This window comes from Ignavibacteriota bacterium (genome assembly GCA_019637995.1).
Taxonomy (GTDB): Bacteria; Bacteroidota; Ignavibacteria; order Kapaibacteriales; family UBA2268; genus JANJTB01.
Genome location: JAHBUQ010000002.1, coordinates 77,107 through 96,517 on the forward strand (window position 1 = coordinate 77,107; position 19,411 = coordinate 96,517).

Below are 19,411 nucleotides of genomic sequence, written 5' to 3' on the forward strand. Positions count from 1 at the left end.
AACTTGATTTCTTTAAAATTATCTTACAACAACCATTACGTTGCGAAGATTGAAACTGTCGAATGATCCTGAACCTGCTACAGCTGCTGAACGCACCTGAAGCTCATATAAATAAGTACCGGCACCTACATCAATGCCTGACTCATTTTTTGCATTCCACTCAACTCTCTGACTGCCGGCTGACTGAAAGCCATCCTGCACTACACGAATTTCATTACCAACCATATCATAAATCCTGAGCGTTACATAAGCAGAATGGTCAAGATTGTATTCAATAGTAGTTGAATTTCTAACCGGGTTTGGATAATTGAAGATTTTGTTATTGCTAACAAAAAGTTCTTCATTTACACTTGTACCGTCTTTACCTTTTGGAATCCAAAAACCTTGGTTAAGGTCATAAGAACCGGATCCCGGTGTTTGATCAGACTTTGTTTCGATTACAGCCTGACCTGTAACTCCATTAAGAAAGTATTCGGTGTTATTTTGGGAAACTACTGTCCCCCCGGCACCAACTACCGACTTAACAAGCTTGGTATCCTGAGCAATCGAGCCTACTGTTGTCAGTATAGCAACTGCTACTAGTACCACCAGCGAAGTTAACGATTTCTTCATACAAAACTCCTAAATAACTAAATATATCAAAAATAATTTTCTTTCTGTCTATTTCAACAAAGAACACAATGCAAAAAATATGCCAATATTACTAAATTGGGTACAATTTTATACTTTTTTAAAAATTGCACCATTCAAGCAAACTAAATTACAACAAAATATCCAAATAATCAAAAAAGAAATTTCCACAAACGTCATTTGAGTAATAAAATGATAGTTCGTCAAATCCCTGAACATATTAATTCAGCTGATATTTCTTAATCTTATGTATATCGAATATTTCCTTAATACATTTATAATCATACATTTACAAACTTATAAATATCATTATAACGCAAAAAAGATGACTTCAACACTTCCCATACAGGTCGTATTACTAAAATCATCTTCCAATATCATAAATTTTGTAAATTTTCATAAGTAAAAAAACTTCTTCTTTAAACTGCAGTTTAAAAATAATTGCTTTTTTTTAGATATACAAATAAAATTTGCTTTTTTCTTACTTTTTGAACAAATTTTATCAAATAATTAGTATTTTTGAGGATATTTTATCGAATAAATTACGAAATAAATAATGATTATATCAAACTTAATAAATACTACTGCTGAAATATTGAAGGTTGCAATCAAGTCTTCACAACCCACAGACCAGATTGTTTCCAAAATACTTAGGGAAAAGAAATTTATAGGTAGCAAAGAGCGCAAATTCATCTCTGAGACTGTGTTTGCATCTCTACGAAATCTTACACTTCTGGAAAATTGCAACAAACCGATTCAAATTGAAAATCCGAACTCAAGTGTATCTATGATTCTTAATACGCTGTTAATATCTGATTCAGACTACATTGACACCGGTTATTCAGCTCAAAAACTTCTAAGTTTAATTTACCCGAATAAAAATATTATTATCAAAGAACTAATTACAGAATTAATGTTGAATAATTTTGAGTTGACGATAGATGATGTAACTAATTGGATAACAAATACAGATTATGTTGTGAATGAATTAGCAAAATCATTAAATATATTCAAATTACCTGAATACTATGATATTATATCAAATTTTTACTCATGTGCCCCATGGATTTTGGAAAATGTTCACAATCAGGGCTATGACCCATCAGAGCTTGCAAAATCTCTTGTACTGCCCGCTAAAGTCTGTCTGCGTCTAACAGAAAAAGGATTTGAAGATAAAATACACAGTATGCTTGATATTAAAGCTATACCATATCATAAGTCTCAAATGATTCCTGATTGCATAATATTAGATAAAAGAGCGAAGCTTGATGACACAGATGAATACAAAAATGGTATGATTGAAATTCAGGATGAAGGCAGCCAGCTAATAGCTTATGCCTTGGCACCAAAGGGAGTATCTACTGTTCTTGATGCCTGTGCAGGAGCCGGCGGTAAGACACTGCATATTGCTTCGATTAACCCACTTGCTCAGATAACTGCTTCTGATGCCGAATACTTACGAATAAAAGAATTTGCAAAGAGATTAAGAAGATATAATCGTAGAGATATTAATATCAAACATGCCAAAACTATGCATATCAATCATTTAACTAATTTGTTCGGTGGAATGATGTTTGATTATATATTGATTGATGCTCCTTGCACAGGACTTGGTACAGCAAGACGTGACCCTCTTAAAAAACTAAGAGTTACTCAAAAATTAGCCGAAAAAATGCAAACAAGACAATTACAAATACTTGAAGCATATTCTAAGCTTTTAAAACCCGGTGGTATAATGGTTTATGCAACATGCTCTCTGGTTACAACTGAAAACCAGGAAACTGTTACTAAATTTTTGGAAAGTAATCTTGATTTTGTTACAGACAATTTGTACGATGTTCTGAATGAGCAGGGTATAAGTCCTATTGGCATGAAGCCTGATGATTACAGCGTTTCACTTATGCCGCATATACACGGAACCGATGGATTTTATATGGCACGTATGAAAAGAATAGAATAAACGTCTTTATAATTATCTTTTTAATTATTATATTATTATGAGTTTAAATACAATTATTTTTGATTTTGGCGGGGTTTTGTATAATATAGATTATTTTGCGGCAACACGTAGACTGGCAGAATTATCATCGCAACCGGATATTCTGAGTAATCTCCCCCATCTTAAGATATTGGAGCTACCCGGAGAATATGAAAAAGGTAATATTTCATCCGAGGAATTTCGAGATTTTTTGAGATATGAATACAAAATTTCAGCAAATGATGATGCCATTGATAATGCCTGGAATGCAATGCTGCTTGGACTTAAAGCAGAATCTTACGATTTTGTTGAGTCGCTTAAATATAAGTATAAATTAGCTTTGCTCAGCAATACGAATGAAATCCATCACAACTACTTCAATGATGAATGTAAAGGAGTTCTTAGCCTTTTTGATTATGTTATATTCTCACATAATACCGGAATGAGGAAACCTGATGTAGAAATTTATAACTATACTCTGAAAACTATTCAATCAAATGCTTCAGAAACCTTATTTATTGATGATTCTATTGTAAATATTGATGGGGCAAAATCAGCAGGATTGGCTACTATTCACTTTTCAGAAAATTTAACACTGTCAGACTTATTACACACTATTTAACATATTTCACACAGAAAAGTTTATGATTAGTATTTGGGATGCATCATATATAGTGACAGATGTCGAGACTACGGGTTCGCATAATGTGAAAAACCGTATGACAGAAATTGCCTGCGTTACAGTTAGAAACGGCAATATTATGTCATCATACTCATCTTTGATGAATCCATATCAGCAAATCCCGTCTTATGTAGCCAGAATGACCGGAATCTCTCAAGCTATGGTTTCAGTTGCTCCCGACGAATCTGAAATCATTGATAGAGTAAGGTCACTTTTTCAAATAAAAAATCCTGTTTTTGTTGCTCATAACGTTTCATTCGATTATGGATTCGTAGGTTCATTCTTCAAACGCGGTTCTATTAGCTTTGATTACCCTCAGCTTTGCACACTGAAACTTGCAAGAAAGCTACTTCCGCGTGATATTAAAAAAAATGTTGGTGATTTAGCAGCATATTTCGGTGTAAAACTAAAAAATCGCCATCGCGCGTTGATTGATGCCCGAGCTACTGCACATATCCTAATAGAGCTGCTGCGTATCGCCGAAAGCGAGCATAATATCTCTAATCTAAGCGAACTTCTGCAATTTCAGAACAAGGCAGTAAGTTACTATAAAATTCCTAATTCTGTTTCTGCAAAGTTTCAGGATGTAATATCTGAAATTCCTTATTTTCCCGGAATTCTAAATTTTTACGACAAAAATGGTAGAATAATTTACCGTGACTATGCTTACAATCTAAACAGCAAAGCGGATTCAATTATCAATTCCTATCATTTCACTTCAAAGAAGATTTTTGAAGGTATGAGTAACCTTTACCGAATTGATTGGCAGACTGCTGATTCTGAGCTTAGCACACTTATTATGAGGGAGAAATTTTCCAGTTCAGGGCAGAATTATTCTGAATTATTTCAAGATAGTGAAAAAGAAGATTATATTAGCAAACTTCCTTCAGATTTTATTTACGTCAATTATCCGGAAGACAGAATGAACTTAGCTGATATATATTTTGTAAAGGGTGGCAAGCTGATAGCAATCGAAGGGCTCGGAAGAATGGCTTCAACAAAGCCCCTGGCTAAACTTATGAGTAAGATTTATTCAAATGGGAATTTACTATTAAACGAAATAGATAAATATGAACTTACTCTCATACACAAATGGATTGATATGCAAAACGAAAACGGTTTCATTATAGATTTCAGGAATACACCAAAAAATGATGCTTTAGAATATATGCAAGTGAATTTAGACAAATTTTATAAAATTAAACAAAAAAACATTGCTGAGGATTATAATTTCTAATGAATAATATTATAAAAACACTTATGGATATAATTTCCGGATTTGGCAAGAGCAAAGATCTGATTATGCATGAAGAATATAACAAATCTGATTTGATAATAATTGACAACCGTTCCAAAACAGAATATGATTCCGGTCATATTGAAAATGCGGTTCTAATTCCTTACAATTTAATATCACAGGAATTGCCAAAAATTACAAAAGACAAAAATGCACCAATAGCACTTTACTGCAGAAGTGGCAACAGATCATCAGTTGCATTGAGAACAATCAGGGAAATGGGATACGTTAATGCGGTCAATTACGGTGGTATAAGTAAAGCCACAAAAATTCTTAATGAAAAAAAGGCTGTGTCTTAAATTAGATACAGCCTTTTGATACAAATCAAATTAAACCGTTGGTTTATTCAGCTTGTGGTGTAGCAGCACGACCACCAAGATTAGTGTCCATCATGAAAATACCGTGTGGATTGTTTCCAATCATTTTGAGCTTTTCAACGATTTCGATTGCAGTAGCTTCTTCTTCTACTTGCTCGGCAATAAACCACTGAAGAAGATTGTCTGTTGCGAAGTCTCTTTCGGCTTTTGCAAGCTCAACTAAATCATTAATCCAACCTGTAACAAGTGTTTCATGATGATAAGCATCTTCAAAAGCATTAAGCGGAGATTCCCAATCCAATTTTGGTGCAGCAATTTCCATTATAACGGGTTTACCACCACGCTGAAGAATGTACTGGAAGAATTTCATAGCGTGCATCATTTCTTCTTTTGCCTGAAGTTCCATCCATTTTGCAAAGCCACTAAGATTCTGTGAAGCATAATAAGCTGACATTGCCAGATATAAGTTTGATGAATACATCTCTCTCTGAATTTGCTTGTTTAATGCATCTAAAATAACTTGTTTCATAATTTTCCTTAACTTTGTTTTGTTTAAAAATATTTTTATTAATTAACGATATTATTTTTAAAATATTGTCATTTAAAAATGAAACTTATAAAAATTAACAACGTATTAACAATGTATTAAGTTATTTTTATCACAATATATAGAGTTTTAAAATTATGAAAAAATTATTTGCAGCACTATCAACTTTAGCATTATTATTCACAACATCATTATTTGCGCAGGCTGAAGAACCGGAAACCCTTTTCGGAAATGGTGACATCGAATTTGGCGGATATGGTGGTCCTGAAGTAAAATTCACCAACTTTAATAATGACTTTGGAGTTTTGGTCGGTGGACGAGCAGGAATAATTGTGAACAGTGTCTTTACTGTCGGTGTTGGCGGTTATGGTCTTGTAACAAGTCATCCTGTTGATGATTATTATGTATCTCCAAATATTTGGGATAGAACATCAGATACTAATGCATACCTTAGAATGGGTTACGGTGGCTTGCATCTTGGGTTTATTGTAGAGCCAAACAAGATTGTTCATATTACTGCAGGAGTTTTAATTGGTGCAGGCGGCGCTATGTACACATCTGCTTATATGCACAATGTAGGCGAATTTGATGACCACCTCAAAACATTCGAAAGGTCAGCCTTTTTCATTGCTGAGCCACAAATTGGTGCTGAACTAAATTTACTGAAATTTATGAGAATGGAAGTCAGTGCAAGTTACAGATTTATTTCCGGACTGCAATTACCAAATACCGAAAATAAAGACCTGAGCGGTTTTTCAGGTAATGTTATGTTCAAGTTCGGTAAATTCTGATAAATAATCTGGTAGCATATAAAATTTGAGCGAAGCTGAAAATAAAAAATAAGATAATTTCAACTTCGCTCAACAATTTTAATTTTGCTTTTAAAATTAATCCAGATGCCCGAACTTGCCACTTCGATAGTCTTCGTAAGCCTGCTGAATTTCCTCTTTAGTATTCATAACAAAAGGACCATAAGGAACTATCGTTTCTTCAATAGGCTCGCCGCTGAGAATTAATACAATTGCATCGCCATCAGCTTTGACAGTAAAATCACTTCCATCATTAGACATAAGTACGAAATGGTCTGCCGGAACTTCGTCCTTGCCGTTAATTGTTACATTACCCTCGATGACAAGCAATCCTGTGTTGTGATTCTTTGGAAAACTAAACAGAAGTTCATTCCCTGATTTAATATGAGCATCAAAAAATGAAGTTGGAACAAAAGTCTCTGCATTGCCCTGAATGCCCTCATACTCACCAGCAACAACATGTACATAACCACCATCGTTTGGAATTTGATATTTCTTACCTTGCGCAAATGTAAGTTCCTGATATTTCGGTTCTGTCATTTTGTATTTTTTGGGCAAATTTGTCCAAAGTTGTACCATTTGAAAAGTACCACCCTTTTTGTTGAACTCCTCTTCGTGATACTCCTTATGCAGGATACCACCGCCTGCAGTCATCCACTGTACATCACCCTCACCTATTACACCACCATTGCCGGCACTATCGTGGTGAGCAACCTTTCCATGATAGGCAATTGTAACAGTCTCGATTCCTCTGTGAGGATGTACATCAACACCCCTAGGTTCTTTACCGGGCGGAAAGTCGAACTTGCTTCCATAATCCATCAAAAACCAAGGACTCATACGATAAATGCCTATATCGGAATTACTCGGGAAAAAATTATGTACTCTAAAACCATTACCAACCCAGTGATAGCTAGGTGGTGGATATATTGATTGAACACTTCTATTCATAGTTATTTAACCCTTATTTTTATTGAACGATTCAGAAATCTGCCCTGAGAAGTTGCATCTGAGAATTTATCAAGGTTTGTCGTAGTTTCAATATTAATTCTCGAGCCTGCGATACCTTTTATAAAGTTTTCTGTTTTTCTTGCCCTGTCGCCTGCTAATTGCTGATTGTGCTCAGCTGTACCAAGCATATCTGCACTACCAATAATTAAAATTGTCGAGCCGTCAGGCAATTTTTCAACTAACTGGCGAAGAAGAGTCTTGTTTTCGTCTGTAAGGTCGCTGCTATTGTAATTAAACCTTAACAACGCCTCAAAATTTTTGAGCGAAAGCTCAACAACTTCCTTTTCGATTTCATTCAGCTTAATATTATGGGCTTCCTTCAATTCGTTGCCTTCAACATTTATAGATGTAAGAATACCAAATTCCTCTACATCATCTGAAAGACGCTTTCTGAAAGGAATTCTGTATTTTCCGGGCTTATCATATGTAAGCTTTGTATCATTAACACCTACCATCGCTTTTGTTTCTGGCGGATAATTGCCGAAATCCAGATTCAGCCCTACCACACCGCTAATTTCGGCATAATTCTGGAGACTGACATACTCCTGAAGAGGTGCATTGGTTACAATAATATCAACTCTGCGATTTTCCTCAATGCCTTCAGGATATTGCTGATTTGAAGGGTATCTCGGGCTTTGGAGGGCTCTGAATGAAATCACCTGCTCAGGAACTCCCAAATCAATCAAAGCATTTTTCACAGCTTCAGCTCTTGCTTTTGAAAGTTCAAGACCTTTAGGCTCATTTTGCTTGCCGCTGGTCGCACCTTCAAGCATAATCCTCGAGTTTGGATTCTCTTTGACAATTTTCGCGATGACCGGTAGAATATTCTTGTGATAATTTACTGCATCACCTTTGTACATATCAATAACAGACTGGCTTGACAAATTATAATATTTTGGAATATCTGATGAATTTTCATCAAAAAATATACAGTTTACAAGTGGTAATGTTGCAAGAAGTTCATTACCGGTTTCAAGTTTGGTGTCTGAGCTGACAGCTGATTCAAAATTCAAGTATGGAAGTGGTTTTGGAGCTTCTTCAATCACAGCAATTTCAGGCTCCGGTTCAGGCTCCGGCTTGATTTCAGGGATTTCGACTTTTTCAACCTTTTTCTGGAAGCTGAATCTCAAACCTAATTCAAATCTGACTGCAAGAGCTTTCCAATCAACATTTGAGATCATATTATTCAAATTGTAATCAAAAACAATCTGCTGAGTAAGAAAATTATGATTGCCAATTTTCAACATATTCTCCAAACCTGCACTAATTCCGAATTGAGTAGTCATATCATTTATATTTCCGGAAGCCATAGGTCGGCTGGTTGTTCTAATGCCGCCGGCATTTACAAAAGTTGCATTAGCAGGAGATACAATACTTTCAGACTGATTAAAATCACTTCCAATTGGTATCCCAACTCGAATGCCGGTCAGGAATCTTAAAGGACCATTGATAAATTTTGGAGTAAGAACTATTCTTGCTTCAGGGCTAAATTCCAAATATGAAACCACTGCGTCCATTCTATTCTCAAGTGTAACAAATGTAGTTCTGCCCGTATTCTGGTCACGGGACTGATAAGTATTGTTTAAAGTCGAAACACCGCTTCTATCAGCATAGAAAGCACCTAATCCAAGCTGAATACTACCTCCAAAGTCTTTTTCAACAAAAAGACCACCTGTCCAACCTAAGCCTTTGCCGTGAGTGAAAATCCCACAGTCCACGCTTCCCTGAAAGCTACTGTAGTCTGAAGTATAATGATTGCTCATCAAACCTGCTTTTGGGTGCAAAGCAAAATTTTCATTGCCAAATATAGCGTTTTGGCTAAATGAAATGCAACTGCATAATATAAAAATTAAACAAATATATGTCAATTGGTATTTTAAAATATTCATTTGCGATATTTAATAATTAAACTACACTACTTTTCAAATTTAAAAATACAAAAAAAATACTGTAAATTAGATGAAATTATAAAATTATTTGAAAATGGAAATTATATTTTATATTTTTTTGACAGAAAAATATTCTGTAGTCATTTGAAAAATATAATAAATGAACACTATAATATAAAATCGAACCCTCTTGCGCTATCGTACATACGGAAACCGAGCATCTGCAAATCAGATTCAGAATCATACGTACTGCCATCGAAGTTGTCACGGCTCATAGTGCTACCGGAAGTCCACAAAGTATCACAGAATGAAGGTTTCAAAGCTTAAATATTGAGTTGTTTTTTTACATGGTGGAAAGTAAGGATACTTATTTTGCTATGATGAATCTTATATATAATTCTAAAATTACCTTTAACAATTTCTCTTATTGACTCGTCATTCTTTTCAGGAATTTTATGCCCTATTAATGGAAATTCAGAAATTAACTCCGTTTGATTTATGAGTACATCTATCTGATATTTGGCATACTTTAATGAATCTTTGGAGATAAAATCAAAAATGGCTTCTAAGTCATTTAATGATTGCTTTGAAAATTCAATCGTTACCATTTAGATACAATTTCCTTAACTTCTTCTAAAGAGTAAGCTTCGCCATTTTCAACTTGGCTGATACCGTTTTCTATTTTATTCAAAAGTATTATTGAATCTAAAATGTCATCAAGTTCTATCTCCTGTGGGAGTGTTTCTGCAAATTCAACCAAATCATCTTTTAAAATCATAAAATCACCTGTAATATAATATAAAAATATAACGCTCTTTCATATTAAGTATTTTATGGATAAACAACTAATTATTTTTTGTTAACCCACTCGGATCACGATAAGTCAGTGGTGAGTTGTACGCATAATGGTAAGGCGTTTATGCAGGGAAGGCAGACCACAATAGGTCAGGTGTGGTGAAGCATTTGTCCATAACAGAGTATAAATGAGGTATCATTATCTATTTCATATATCACGTTTACAATGTACAATTGATAAAATTTTAACGATATTATCATCAAGATGATATATAACCTTATATGGGGTAATCAAAATTTCACGAAATCCAAGATATGAAAACTCTGTTGATTTTCTACCGCTTTCCGGGAATAATTCCAATCTTTTTACTGATTTAACAATTTTTTCAGCAAATAATTTCGAGTAATGGTCTGAGTCCATAGCAATGAATTTGCGAATTGCTCTTAAATCCTGAAGCGCCGTATTTGACCAGATTACTTGAAACATTATTCAAATTCCGCTTCAACTTCTTGCTGACTAAAAGTTTTACCGTTTTTGAAATCATCTAAACCACTGTTAACCTTCTGTTGCAGATACAAAAGATACATTATATCCTCAATTGTAGCATCACCTGGAGCTTCAGAAATCAATTTAATAGCCGCTTCTTTATGACTTAATTTATCAGAAATCATATTCAATCCTAAATTATTTAATATCTGACAATGAAGAAATAACTTGTAATATATTTTATTATATCATGCTAATGCTCGGATCGTGATAAGTCAGAGGTGAGTTATACGCATAGTGGCGAATAAATTGACAATTGATAATTGACATTTGACAATTATTTGTTATGATATACAATATATTTTTAATTGATTTCATTTTCAATTGTCAATTGTTAATTTTCAATTTGAAAAGTACATTCTGTAGCCCATCATCTGCAAATCTGATAATATCTTGTTTACAATTGTTAATGAGCACTTATGATTTTCACCCAAATCTACCATCTAAAATGCCGCTTATGGACAGGTCTTCATCAAGGTCTTCCCAATGAAGTCCGGTGCCGTCGCAGATTAATTCAACATTTGATAACTGCTTATCGGTTGCTTTTGCTAACTTCTTGTTATTTTCAGCAGGAAATCTGAATTCGGAATTATTCGCTAGTTTAATACATATAATTCTGTTATCAACAAAAACATTTTCAGCTTGAACATCATATTTAATATCCAAATACATTATACCATTTCTCCTTAATCTTCTCAATATTTTCATTAATCAACTTTTCAGCTTTCATCAAGTCGGATGATTTAAAGCCCTTTGAAGAATCAAGCTCTACAGGCATAATCCAAAATTTTGCATAGCCGCCTGCCTTCCTTACATGAATATGTATTGGTTCATTTCCTTCATTTGCATAAAAGAAAAAAACGAATCCTTCAACTCTAAATACTTCCGGCATAACACCTCTCAAATAAAAAGATTTACGTAATTTAACAATCTATATTGCATTATTGATATTCATTGATACTACTCACCATCCCAATGCGGACTGGTAAGCAAACGCTTCTGCTCACGCACTCCGGCATGATTATATTTATAGCCCCAAGTCCATTTGTCTGGAGTGAAAGACTCATCGTGAGTAAGTCCTGTAATGAATTATTACTTTGCTACCTTCGGAAAATCTCTTAATATTTCATCAAGTTGTTCTTTTAACATTGGACTATTGTTTGCTTTCATTCTCTCAATAATACTATGATAGGTATCTCTCATATTCTGTATTGTAGGTAGCAAAATGTATTTGTCAATATCAAGAATTCGATTAAAAGCTGTAGAATCTGATTCTTCATAAAACCTTTCAGATTTTGCGAGCATACCAACAACCCCTAAACTTAGTGAATCATTAAACTTTAAAGTGAAAATAAAATGGGTACGATATGAGAAATCAATTTGATCAAGCCCAAGTACACCATTGAATGCCATTCCATCTAAAAATTTATATTTTTTTGATAAATCCTTTAAAATATATTCAAGACTCTTTCCCTTATAATGACAAGTATTTAAATCTTTAAGTACTTCAATTCTGACATCCCTAAATCTATTATCTAATCCAAATAACTTGAAAAAACTTGTATTCTCATGAATATCATCATTAAAATTATTTCTAAAGAAATAGGGCTCAAACTCATCGTTATAAGCAAAGCATATTTGACTAAATAACAAACAGCAAACACAAACAAAAACTTTCATAAATTCCTCATTTTAATTTTTAAAAAATAAAATATCCTGAATAACATGGTTATCATCTCCTTCTCATTACCCTAGGAGTAAATCTTTGAAAATGAAGCCCACAACTTATGCATTGTTCTGTATCTCTATCCATTAAAAACACATCTGTCCATTCATTACCTTGATTATTAATCATAAAATTAATGTATTGTTTCGCTATTTCCTTCCCATAGTTACCTTTTACATCTATCCAGCTTTCTGAAAGCAAATTATTATTAACTACTTCTAAGTAATCATTGTAGTCTGGAGATACAACTACCATAATAAACCCATCTTTTCTGTGATTGCTTTCTGCCATATACCCTAAATCTGGGGCAGAATGAGGAGAATTCCATGGATGTGAATGTCCAAATCCCCAAACATTAACAAGATTACCATTTCCCTTATACTGAAAATCAGGCATTACACTATTTGATTCCCCATCAGTTTTAAAGTTGGAGGCAATAATGCTTGTAGTACCGTCTTCATTCATTACTTCAAAAATTGAATAAGACCATTCAAAGCCAGATTGTTTTTGCAAGTATCGCAATAGATTATTGGCAGATGAAAGTGCGGTTTCTTTCTGGGCTTTATCCATTTTTGACCAAGTTTTACCATCAGTAATATTGAGACCAGTAAATCCAATGAGAATATCACTTAAATACATTGCTTGTCCCTTCTTGGTTTCTTGCCCATTAGCAGCACCGGATGCACATCCTGTTCTATCGGGCTTATATCTTGAAAAACCATAACCACCTGATTCTTCAATCAGATTCACCATCCGACTACCATCTGCGTTAGTCATTCCCTGATTTGATCTTCTTTCACTCTCTTCATACAAAGCTGCATATAAAGGATATAATTCAGCCCAGTTAGTCTCCCAACTCAGCAACTCCTCTCTTTCCTTCTCCTTCTCAGGCGCAAGTCCACTTGGGTCACGGTAGGTGAGGGGTGAGTTGTACGCATAGTGGTAAGGCGTCTGTGCAGGGAAGGCGCTCCACGTTCCAAATTGACAATGGATAATTGAAAATTGACAATTATTAGTAATTATAAGCAATATATTTTTATTTGATTTCATTTTCAATTGTTAATTGTTAATTTTCAATTTGAAAAGTACATTCGGAAGCCGAGCATCTGCAAATCAGTTTCAGTTATCTCCAAATCAACATTATCAGGAATATTTAATACTAAACTTTTCATTACAATGCACTTAAGTAGTTATATTTTTGTTTCACGAATAAAGATTATCTATATTTCACATAATCAGAAGCGTATTCCACTAATATGCCATGAATAATTTTATGTGTATAATACCTATTATAAGTTACTGTAAATTAATAATTAATTTCATTATCTCTTCAAGCTTTGGAAATGATATTCAATTACTCCATTATCATCAACTTCTACCGAAGCGATGCCTTTTGTAACCATTTCACTTAGCAAAAAGCCTGAATCAGCTATAGTAAGAACTGTACCCTTAGCAAGCCCTGCTTGAGTTAATATGCCATTGTTTTGTGCTGCCATAGTAAGTACGAGGTTTTCTCGGTCATTAAGTTGGCTTTTTTTTAGTTTTTTGTTCCCTGCAATCAATAAATACAATCCGATTGCAAGCGGCGGACCGAATAAAATAAGTGAACCCAACAAAATATTAGCCCCACCAACCATGGTTGCTGCACCTAAAAAGCCGAATATGAATAACGCTCCGAATATTGATGTCAGAGTTATTCCAATATTTTTCATAATACGATACTTCTTCACTAAAGAATTCATTTTTATATTCCTGACTATTTACAATATGCAAATATATTGAAATTATTTGAAAAAAAACGTAAAAATTAACTCTAAGTTTTTTAATATGCTTATGTTTTATTATCTTTGAATATTGTGAAAGTGCAACACTTAAATTTTACTTAAAATGTATTAATCTAAAATTAATTTAGGAAAATAATAACAATAAACGGAGATTTTATGACTCAGAAAATTGAACATTTCGCACTTGAAAGCCCGATTATCAGGCTGACAGGAAAACCAAAAAATGATTGGACCCGGGAAGACCTGATTAAAGTAATATTGGAAAAACAGTTAGAACGTATTACATTCAACTATACCGGAATTGACGGAAAAATAAAAGAACTAAAAATCCCAATCACAAGTCGTCGCCAGGCAGAATTAATCTTAGCCGAAGGTGAACGCTGCGATGGTTCTTCACTCTTCAAGGGTATGGTTGATGCCGGCAAGTCAGATTTATATGTCGTTCCGATATATAAAACAGCATTTCTTAACCCATTTGATACAAAGAGCTTAAATATAATTTGCAGATTTATGGACAGAACCGGCAAACCTGCAATATTTACACCTGATAATATTTTATCCCGTGCCTCAAGTTCGCTAACGGAGAAGACAGGATTAGAATTATTTTCACTTGGTGAGCTCGAATTTTATTTAATCGGCAACATTGCAAATCAGACTTATTCATTGCCAAAACAGAGAGGCTATCACGCAGCTTCTCCATTCGTTAAAACAGGTGATATACTCAACGAAATGATGACTTATATGTCTCAAATTACCGGCAATATAAAATATGCTCATAGCGAAGTGGGTTATATTCAATCTGTTGAAAGTGATTATTCTGAACTTAAAGGCAAAACCGCAGAACAAGTGGAACTTGAATTTTCACCAACCCCGATTGATGAAACTGCAGATATTATGGTGCTGGCAAGCTGGCTGGTTAGAAATGTTGCATACAAACACGGATTTGTAGCTACTTTCTTCCCAAAAATTGATTTCGAACATGCCGGAAACGGTCTACATTTCCATAATGCTCTAATGCGCAACGGTAAAAATATTATGACGGACGAATTGGGTGAACTTTCAGCAGAAGCAAAGCAACTTATTGGCGGTTTATGCTATTATGCTCCTTCGCTTACAGCTTTCGGAAATATGTGCTCATCATCTTACTTAAGGCTTGTCCCTCATCATGAAGCACCAACTAAAGTATGCTGGAGCGAATCAAACCGTAGTGCACTTATACGCGTACCCTTAGCGTGGACTAAACACAAAAATCTCGCTATGCAAGTAAATCCGCAACAAAAAGATCCACTTGTTCATGATGAAAGCCTTCAAACCGTTGAATTAAGGTCGCCGGACGGTAGCGCCAACGCTCATTTGCTGCTTGCAGGAATTACTATGGCGACAGAGTGGGGCTTAACTAATCCCGAAGATGCTCTAAAACTGACAGAAAGCAGTTATGTTGATACAAATATACACAACAATCCGAACATACACGAACTCGCCGAACTTGCTACAAGTTGCGTCGAATCATCTGAAATGCTGCTTCAGCATAGAATTTTATTCGAAAGACAAAATATATTCCCTGCTGCAGTTATTGACTATATTGCTGAAGTTCTTCAAAAGGAAAATGACAGAAATCTTAATAAACGACTAATGGCAATGCCTGACGAAGAAAAGTATATCGAATCCCGCAGAATTATGCACAAACATATCCACAAACATTGATATTTATCAAATAATAAATTCATGAAGAAAGGGTTTCCACAAGGAAACCCTTTTCATTTCTAGCAAAAAAAAGTATAAAATACTGCCTCAAATCAAATATTAAATTCATGATATTCAGCAAAAAAAAACAATGATGTTTGGTGGGTAATAAAAATAATCTAAAGACGAAATTTTTTCAAAAATAAACATTAAAATTTGTATAACAGAACTAACAAAGAGAAATTTTTTTATGATTACAAATCATAATTCATATATTACTTATATACCAATGTTTGACAACAACACAATCAGCAACTCAAGACTTATGATGAAATTTTTGAGAGTGAAGTAATCTTTCAACAACTCATACCGGAAGTAATTTATATGCCCGATGCAGAGTTGTGTCTGGAGGATTTGTTTTGATTATTTATTTAAACCTAATAATTATAATAGTTTTACATAGCATCATCTAAGTAATAAAATGTCACTTCAATATGAGGTATATCATTAATTTAATGAAATAATTTCATAATTATATCCCAAAATTTATTATTTTTATATGATACTTGGTTTATTTTAAAATCAAGAAGATGTTCTTTGATTTCAGAATTTTCAATTAGGGAGTTTTGGTATGAAAAAATTTACTTTACTCGCAGTAATACTAATAAGTATTGTTTCCGCTTATTCTCAAATTCCCCAAACCATAAGCTGGCAAGGAATTTTGCAGGATGCCGATGCTAAAAATCTATCAGGCACATATAGCCTGACTGTCAAGTTATACGATGTCTCTTCGGGTGGTTCCGCACTTTGGAGCGAGACTCACAGCAATGTAGTAATTGCAGACGGACTTGTTAATCTTACACTTGGGAGCTTTATGCCTTTTAGTGTAAATTTCGCTGATGAATACTGGTTTGAAATTACGGTTGACAGTGGTACGCCACTTCCAAGAATAAAACTAAATTCAGTACCATATTCATTACATTCTAAAATGGCAGAATCTGCCAATGAAACAGATCCTACTTGGTCGGGCACAGCAAATGAAACAGCAAATATTGGCAGATCAGGCAATGTAGGAATTGGAACCACTGCTCCCAATGCCCTTCTCCATACAAGCGGCTCAGGTACAGGCGAAGGTAATGTGTTATTTGAAGGGCAATATAAACCATCGTCACCCGGTAACCCGCCAGCCGAAGGTGGAGGCACACGTATGATGTGGTATCCTGATAAAGGTGCCTTTAGGGCGGGTATAGTAGAATCAAATCAATGGGATATTAATAATATTGGTGTATCTTCAATATCAATGGGTAGTAACACTATTGCAAGCAATTATATGGCTGTCGCTTTGGGCTCTTCTACAGTTGCGTCAGGATACGCTTCTACTTCATTAGGAAGCCTGACATTTGCATCAGGAAATATAGCTACTGCTTTTGGCAGTAATACTATTGCATCCGGTATAACAGCAACTGCCACAGGGTCACATACTAAAGCATCCGGTGATTATTCATTTAGTATGGGTTATGAAACGCATGCAAAAGGTGATTTTTCATTAGCAATGGGAAAAAACACTACTGCTTATTCAGGCTATGAAATGGCTTTAGGTTCATTCAATACTGAATATGTGCCCATAAATGCTTACGGCTGGAGTGAAAACGACAGGTTATTTGTAATTGGAAATGGGATGGGCGATTTTGCACCGAGCAATGCTATGACAGTTTTAAAAAGCGGAAAAGTAGGAATTGGAACTGAAAACCCAAAATCATTGCTTCACATAATTGGTACTAATCTTTCCGGCGGAAATGTTCTTTTCGAGGGTAATTTAGAAGCAACTAATCCATCTGACCCACCGACACACACAAGTGCAACTCGCTTATTATGGTATCCGAGCAAAGCAGCTTTCCGTGCCGGAAGAGCAACTGCTGATGAATGGAATAAAAATAATATAGGTTTCTATTCCACTGCTATTGGAAACAATGTAGTAGCAAGCGGATATGGCTCAATAGCAATCGGTGATAATAATACAGCATCCGGACAGGGTTCAGTTGCTTTAGGTAGTTTTAGTACTGCCTCGGCTTTTGCATCAATTGCATTAGGTAGCGAAAGTCATGCAACAGGTAATTATGCTGTATCATTAGCTCGTGAATCAATAGCATCGGGAGCATACTCAACTACAATTGGAAGAACTACACAAGCTACCGGAGATTACTCTTTGGCAACAGGAGCTTCAACTACGGCAGATGGGGATTACTCCACTGCAATGGGTTTCCATTCATCTGCTACCGGCTCGAATTCAACATCTATTGGCTTTTGGAGTAAAGCAATAGGCAATTACTCCACTGCTATTGGAGACCTTGCTCGAGCAGACGGAACAATATCTGTTGCCATTGGTCCGGGAACAAGAGCAGATGCTTACGCTTCAACTGCAATGGGGCATTATAATATAATTGGCGGAGATGCAAATAATTGGTTAGAAACTGACCCACTCTTTGCCATTGGTAACGGAACGTCTGAGCAATTACGAAAAAATGCACTTACTATATTAAAAAACGGAAATACAGGCATAGGCACTTTTGCCCCTTCCCAAGCCCTCGATGTTAATGGGTCTGCACGCCTAAGAAATCACCTTTTCGATTATAATAATACCTCAGGTACCATTGGGCAGGTGCTTACCCGTGGGACAGGCGGTGTATTATGGGCTAACCCTGTTACTGATCCCTGGGTAGAAAATGAAACAGCCATTTACAGCACTTCAGGCAAGAATTTCGGATTGGGAATAAATACTCCTTCACGAAAGTTAACACTTGCACAATCCGGCAATAATTGTGGAATGAACCTAATAACCAGCACTACAGGATTAAGCCAAGGAGATGGCTTACACCTGTTAATGGAAGATTTAATCGGTTGGTTGGTGAACTTTGAAAACGGTCCTCTCTACTTGGGAACTAATAGAATGGCAAGATTGACTATCCATCAAGCCGGAAATGTGGGGATTCAAACAACAACTCCACGACAGCAATTAAGTGTAGGCGATTATCTCGACCTTTACTCAGGTTATGTTAATGTACCTACACGTCCATCTATCAGGGCTTCATCAAATGACAATTTAATCATTAATGCTTACGATACAGGTATTTTGTATTTTAACCTTGATGGTGGTACCGGTGAAACTCGATTTTATGCCGGAGCAGAAGGTGCCGAATTGCTTCGCATCAATCCGGATGGCAAGGTTGGTATAGGCACCGGAACACCAACTCAACGTCTTGACGTAAACGGTAATGCACGTTTCCGTAGTATTGGCTCTGGAGCATATTCAGGTGTTGTTAACCGTACTTCCGATGGAACGCTCACCACTGCTACTTCAGATCTACGATTTAAGGAAAATATCGCAACTTTAGATAATAGTCTTGAGCGAGTGAAGCAATTACGCGGAGTAAGTTTCACATGGACAAGCAATCCCGAATACGGCACTCGCATTGGTTTTATTGCACAGGAATTCGAAAAAGTCATACCTGAGCTTGCTTTTACCAATCCTACAGATGGCTATATGGGAATTAATTATGCAGAGATGACTGCTGTATTAGTTGAAGCCATGAAAGAGCAGCAAACAATAATTGACGAACAAAACAAAAGAATTCTTGATCAACAAAACGAAATAGATGAATTAAAACTTAAATATGAAAAATTGTTTCAATTATTATCAAATAAATAAATATAAGGTG

21 protein-coding genes are annotated in these 19,411 nt (G+C 35.2%); 7 read left to right on the forward strand and 14 right to left on the reverse strand.

Annotation, left to right across the window (positions count from 1 at the left end):
* Positions 1–18: 18 nt before the first annotated feature.
* Positions 19–612 (reverse strand): T9SS type A sorting domain-containing protein, encoded by a 594-nt coding sequence (locus KF896_06375; protein MBX3043324.1) that lies wholly within the window; start codon positions 610–612, stop codon positions 19–21.
* A gap of 574 nt (positions 613–1,186) precedes the next feature.
* On the opposite strand from KF896_06375, the gene KF896_06380 reads away from it, so the two are divergent.
* The 4 genes from KF896_06380 (at position 1,187) to KF896_06395 (ending at position 4,886) form a co-directional block, all read left to right on the forward strand.
* Positions 1,187–2,590, forward strand: coding sequence for an RsmB/NOP family class I SAM-dependent RNA methyltransferase (locus KF896_06380; GenBank protein MBX3043325.1), 1,404 nt, complete (start codon positions 1,187–1,189; stop codon positions 2,588–2,590).
* 37 nt (positions 2,591–2,627) lie between these two features.
* A complete protein-coding gene (locus tag KF896_06385) occupies positions 2,628–3,230 on the forward strand; it encodes an HAD family phosphatase (protein MBX3043326.1) in 603 nt (200 codons plus the stop codon).
* 22 nt (positions 3,231–3,252) lie between these two features.
* Positions 3,253–4,527 carry a hypothetical protein gene (locus KF896_06390; GenBank protein MBX3043327.1) on the forward strand — a complete coding sequence of 425 codons (1,275 nt, stop codon included), beginning with the start codon at positions 3,253–3,255 and terminating at the stop codon, positions 4,525–4,527.
* A 65-nt stretch (positions 4,528–4,592) separates the two neighbouring features.
* Positions 4,593–4,886: a rhodanese-like domain-containing protein gene (locus tag KF896_06395; GenBank protein MBX3043328.1), complete on the forward strand. Its 294-nt coding sequence runs from the start codon at positions 4,593–4,595 to the stop codon at positions 4,884–4,886.
* A 43-nt stretch (positions 4,887–4,929) separates the two neighbouring features.
* On the opposite strand, the gene KF896_06400 is transcribed toward KF896_06395, so the two are convergent.
* The gene (locus tag KF896_06400) at positions 4,930–5,436 is read right to left on the reverse strand and encodes a ferritin (GenBank protein ID MBX3043329.1); all 507 of its coding nucleotides are present in this window, start codon (positions 5,434–5,436) and stop codon (positions 4,930–4,932) included.
* A gap of 152 nt (positions 5,437–5,588) precedes the next feature.
* On the opposite strand from KF896_06400, the gene KF896_06405 reads away from it, so the two are divergent.
* A complete protein-coding gene (locus tag KF896_06405; GenBank protein ID MBX3043330.1) occupies positions 5,589–6,242 on the forward strand; it encodes an outer membrane beta-barrel protein in 654 nt (217 codons plus the stop codon).
* Between the two features lie 96 nt (positions 6,243–6,338).
* Here the strand turns inward: KF896_06405 and KF896_06410 are convergent, their stop codons facing one another.
* The 12 genes from KF896_06410 to KF896_06465 form a co-directional block, all read right to left on the reverse strand.
* Positions 6,339–7,211 carry a pirin family protein gene (locus KF896_06410; protein MBX3043331.1) on the reverse strand — a complete coding sequence of 291 codons (873 nt, stop codon included), beginning with the start codon at positions 7,209–7,211 and terminating at the stop codon, positions 6,339–6,341.
* Positions 7,212–7,213: 2 nt separating this feature from the next.
* The gene (locus tag KF896_06415) at positions 7,214–9,034 is read right to left on the reverse strand and encodes an OmpA family protein (protein MBX3043332.1); all 1,821 of its coding nucleotides are present in this window, start codon (positions 9,032–9,034) and stop codon (positions 7,214–7,216) included.
* A gap of 293 nt (positions 9,035–9,327) precedes the next feature.
* Positions 9,328–9,480 carry a hypothetical protein gene (locus tag KF896_06420; GenBank protein MBX3043333.1) on the reverse strand — a complete coding sequence of 51 codons (153 nt, stop codon included), beginning with the start codon at positions 9,478–9,480 and terminating at the stop codon, positions 9,328–9,330.
* A 3-nt stretch (positions 9,481–9,483) separates the two neighbouring features.
* The gene (locus tag KF896_06425) at positions 9,484–9,768 is read right to left on the reverse strand and encodes a type II toxin-antitoxin system RelE/ParE family toxin (GenBank protein MBX3043334.1); all 285 of its coding nucleotides are present in this window, start codon (positions 9,766–9,768) and stop codon (positions 9,484–9,486) included.
* On the reverse strand, positions 9,762–9,938 hold the full coding sequence (locus tag KF896_06430; GenBank protein ID MBX3043335.1) for a hypothetical protein: 177 nt from the start codon (positions 9,936–9,938) through the stop codon (positions 9,762–9,764). The genes KF896_06425 and KF896_06430 overlap by 7 nt, the downstream gene beginning before the upstream one ends.
* A 225-nt stretch (positions 9,939–10,163) precedes the next feature.
* Positions 10,164–10,442: a type II toxin-antitoxin system RelE/ParE family toxin gene (locus tag KF896_06435; GenBank protein ID MBX3043336.1), complete on the reverse strand. Its 279-nt coding sequence runs from the start codon at positions 10,440–10,442 to the stop codon at positions 10,164–10,166.
* Entirely contained in the window at positions 10,442–10,627 is a 186-nt protein-coding gene (locus tag KF896_06440) for a hypothetical protein (protein ID MBX3043337.1), read from the reverse strand. The genes KF896_06435 and KF896_06440 overlap by 1 nt, the downstream gene beginning before the upstream one ends.
* 301 nt (positions 10,628–10,928) lie before the next feature.
* Positions 10,929–11,174 (reverse strand): DUF2442 domain-containing protein, encoded by a 246-nt coding sequence (locus tag KF896_06445; protein MBX3043338.1) that lies wholly within the window; start codon positions 11,172–11,174, stop codon positions 10,929–10,931.
* Positions 11,158–11,394 carry a DUF4160 domain-containing protein gene (locus KF896_06450; protein ID MBX3043339.1) on the reverse strand — a complete coding sequence of 79 codons (237 nt, stop codon included), beginning with the start codon at positions 11,392–11,394 and terminating at the stop codon, positions 11,158–11,160. The genes KF896_06445 and KF896_06450 overlap by 17 nt, the downstream gene beginning before the upstream one ends.
* A gap of 200 nt (positions 11,395–11,594) precedes the next feature.
* Entirely contained in the window at positions 11,595–12,182 is a 588-nt protein-coding gene (locus KF896_06455; protein ID MBX3043340.1) for a hypothetical protein, read from the reverse strand.
* 52 nt (positions 12,183–12,234) lie between these two features.
* On the reverse strand, positions 12,235–13,257 hold the full coding sequence (locus tag KF896_06460) for a hypothetical protein (GenBank protein ID MBX3043341.1): 1,023 nt from the start codon (positions 13,255–13,257) through the stop codon (positions 12,235–12,237).
* Positions 13,258–13,550: 293 nt separating this feature from the next.
* Complete coding sequence (locus KF896_06465; protein ID MBX3043342.1) at positions 13,551–13,970, reverse strand: hypothetical protein; 420 nt, start codon at positions 13,968–13,970, stop codon at positions 13,551–13,553.
* 198 nt (positions 13,971–14,168) lie between these two features.
* On the opposite strand from KF896_06465, the gene KF896_06470 reads away from it, so the two are divergent.
* Both KF896_06470 and KF896_06475 read left to right on the forward strand, forming a co-directional pair.
* Positions 14,169–15,716, forward strand: coding sequence for a glutamine synthetase (locus KF896_06470; protein MBX3043343.1), 1,548 nt, complete (start codon positions 14,169–14,171; stop codon positions 15,714–15,716).
* Between the two features lie 610 nt (positions 15,717–16,326).
* Positions 16,327–19,401: a tail fiber domain-containing protein gene (locus tag KF896_06475; GenBank protein ID MBX3043344.1), complete on the forward strand. Its 3,075-nt coding sequence runs from the start codon at positions 16,327–16,329 to the stop codon at positions 19,399–19,401.
* The last annotated feature ends 10 nt before the right edge of the window (positions 19,402–19,411 follow it).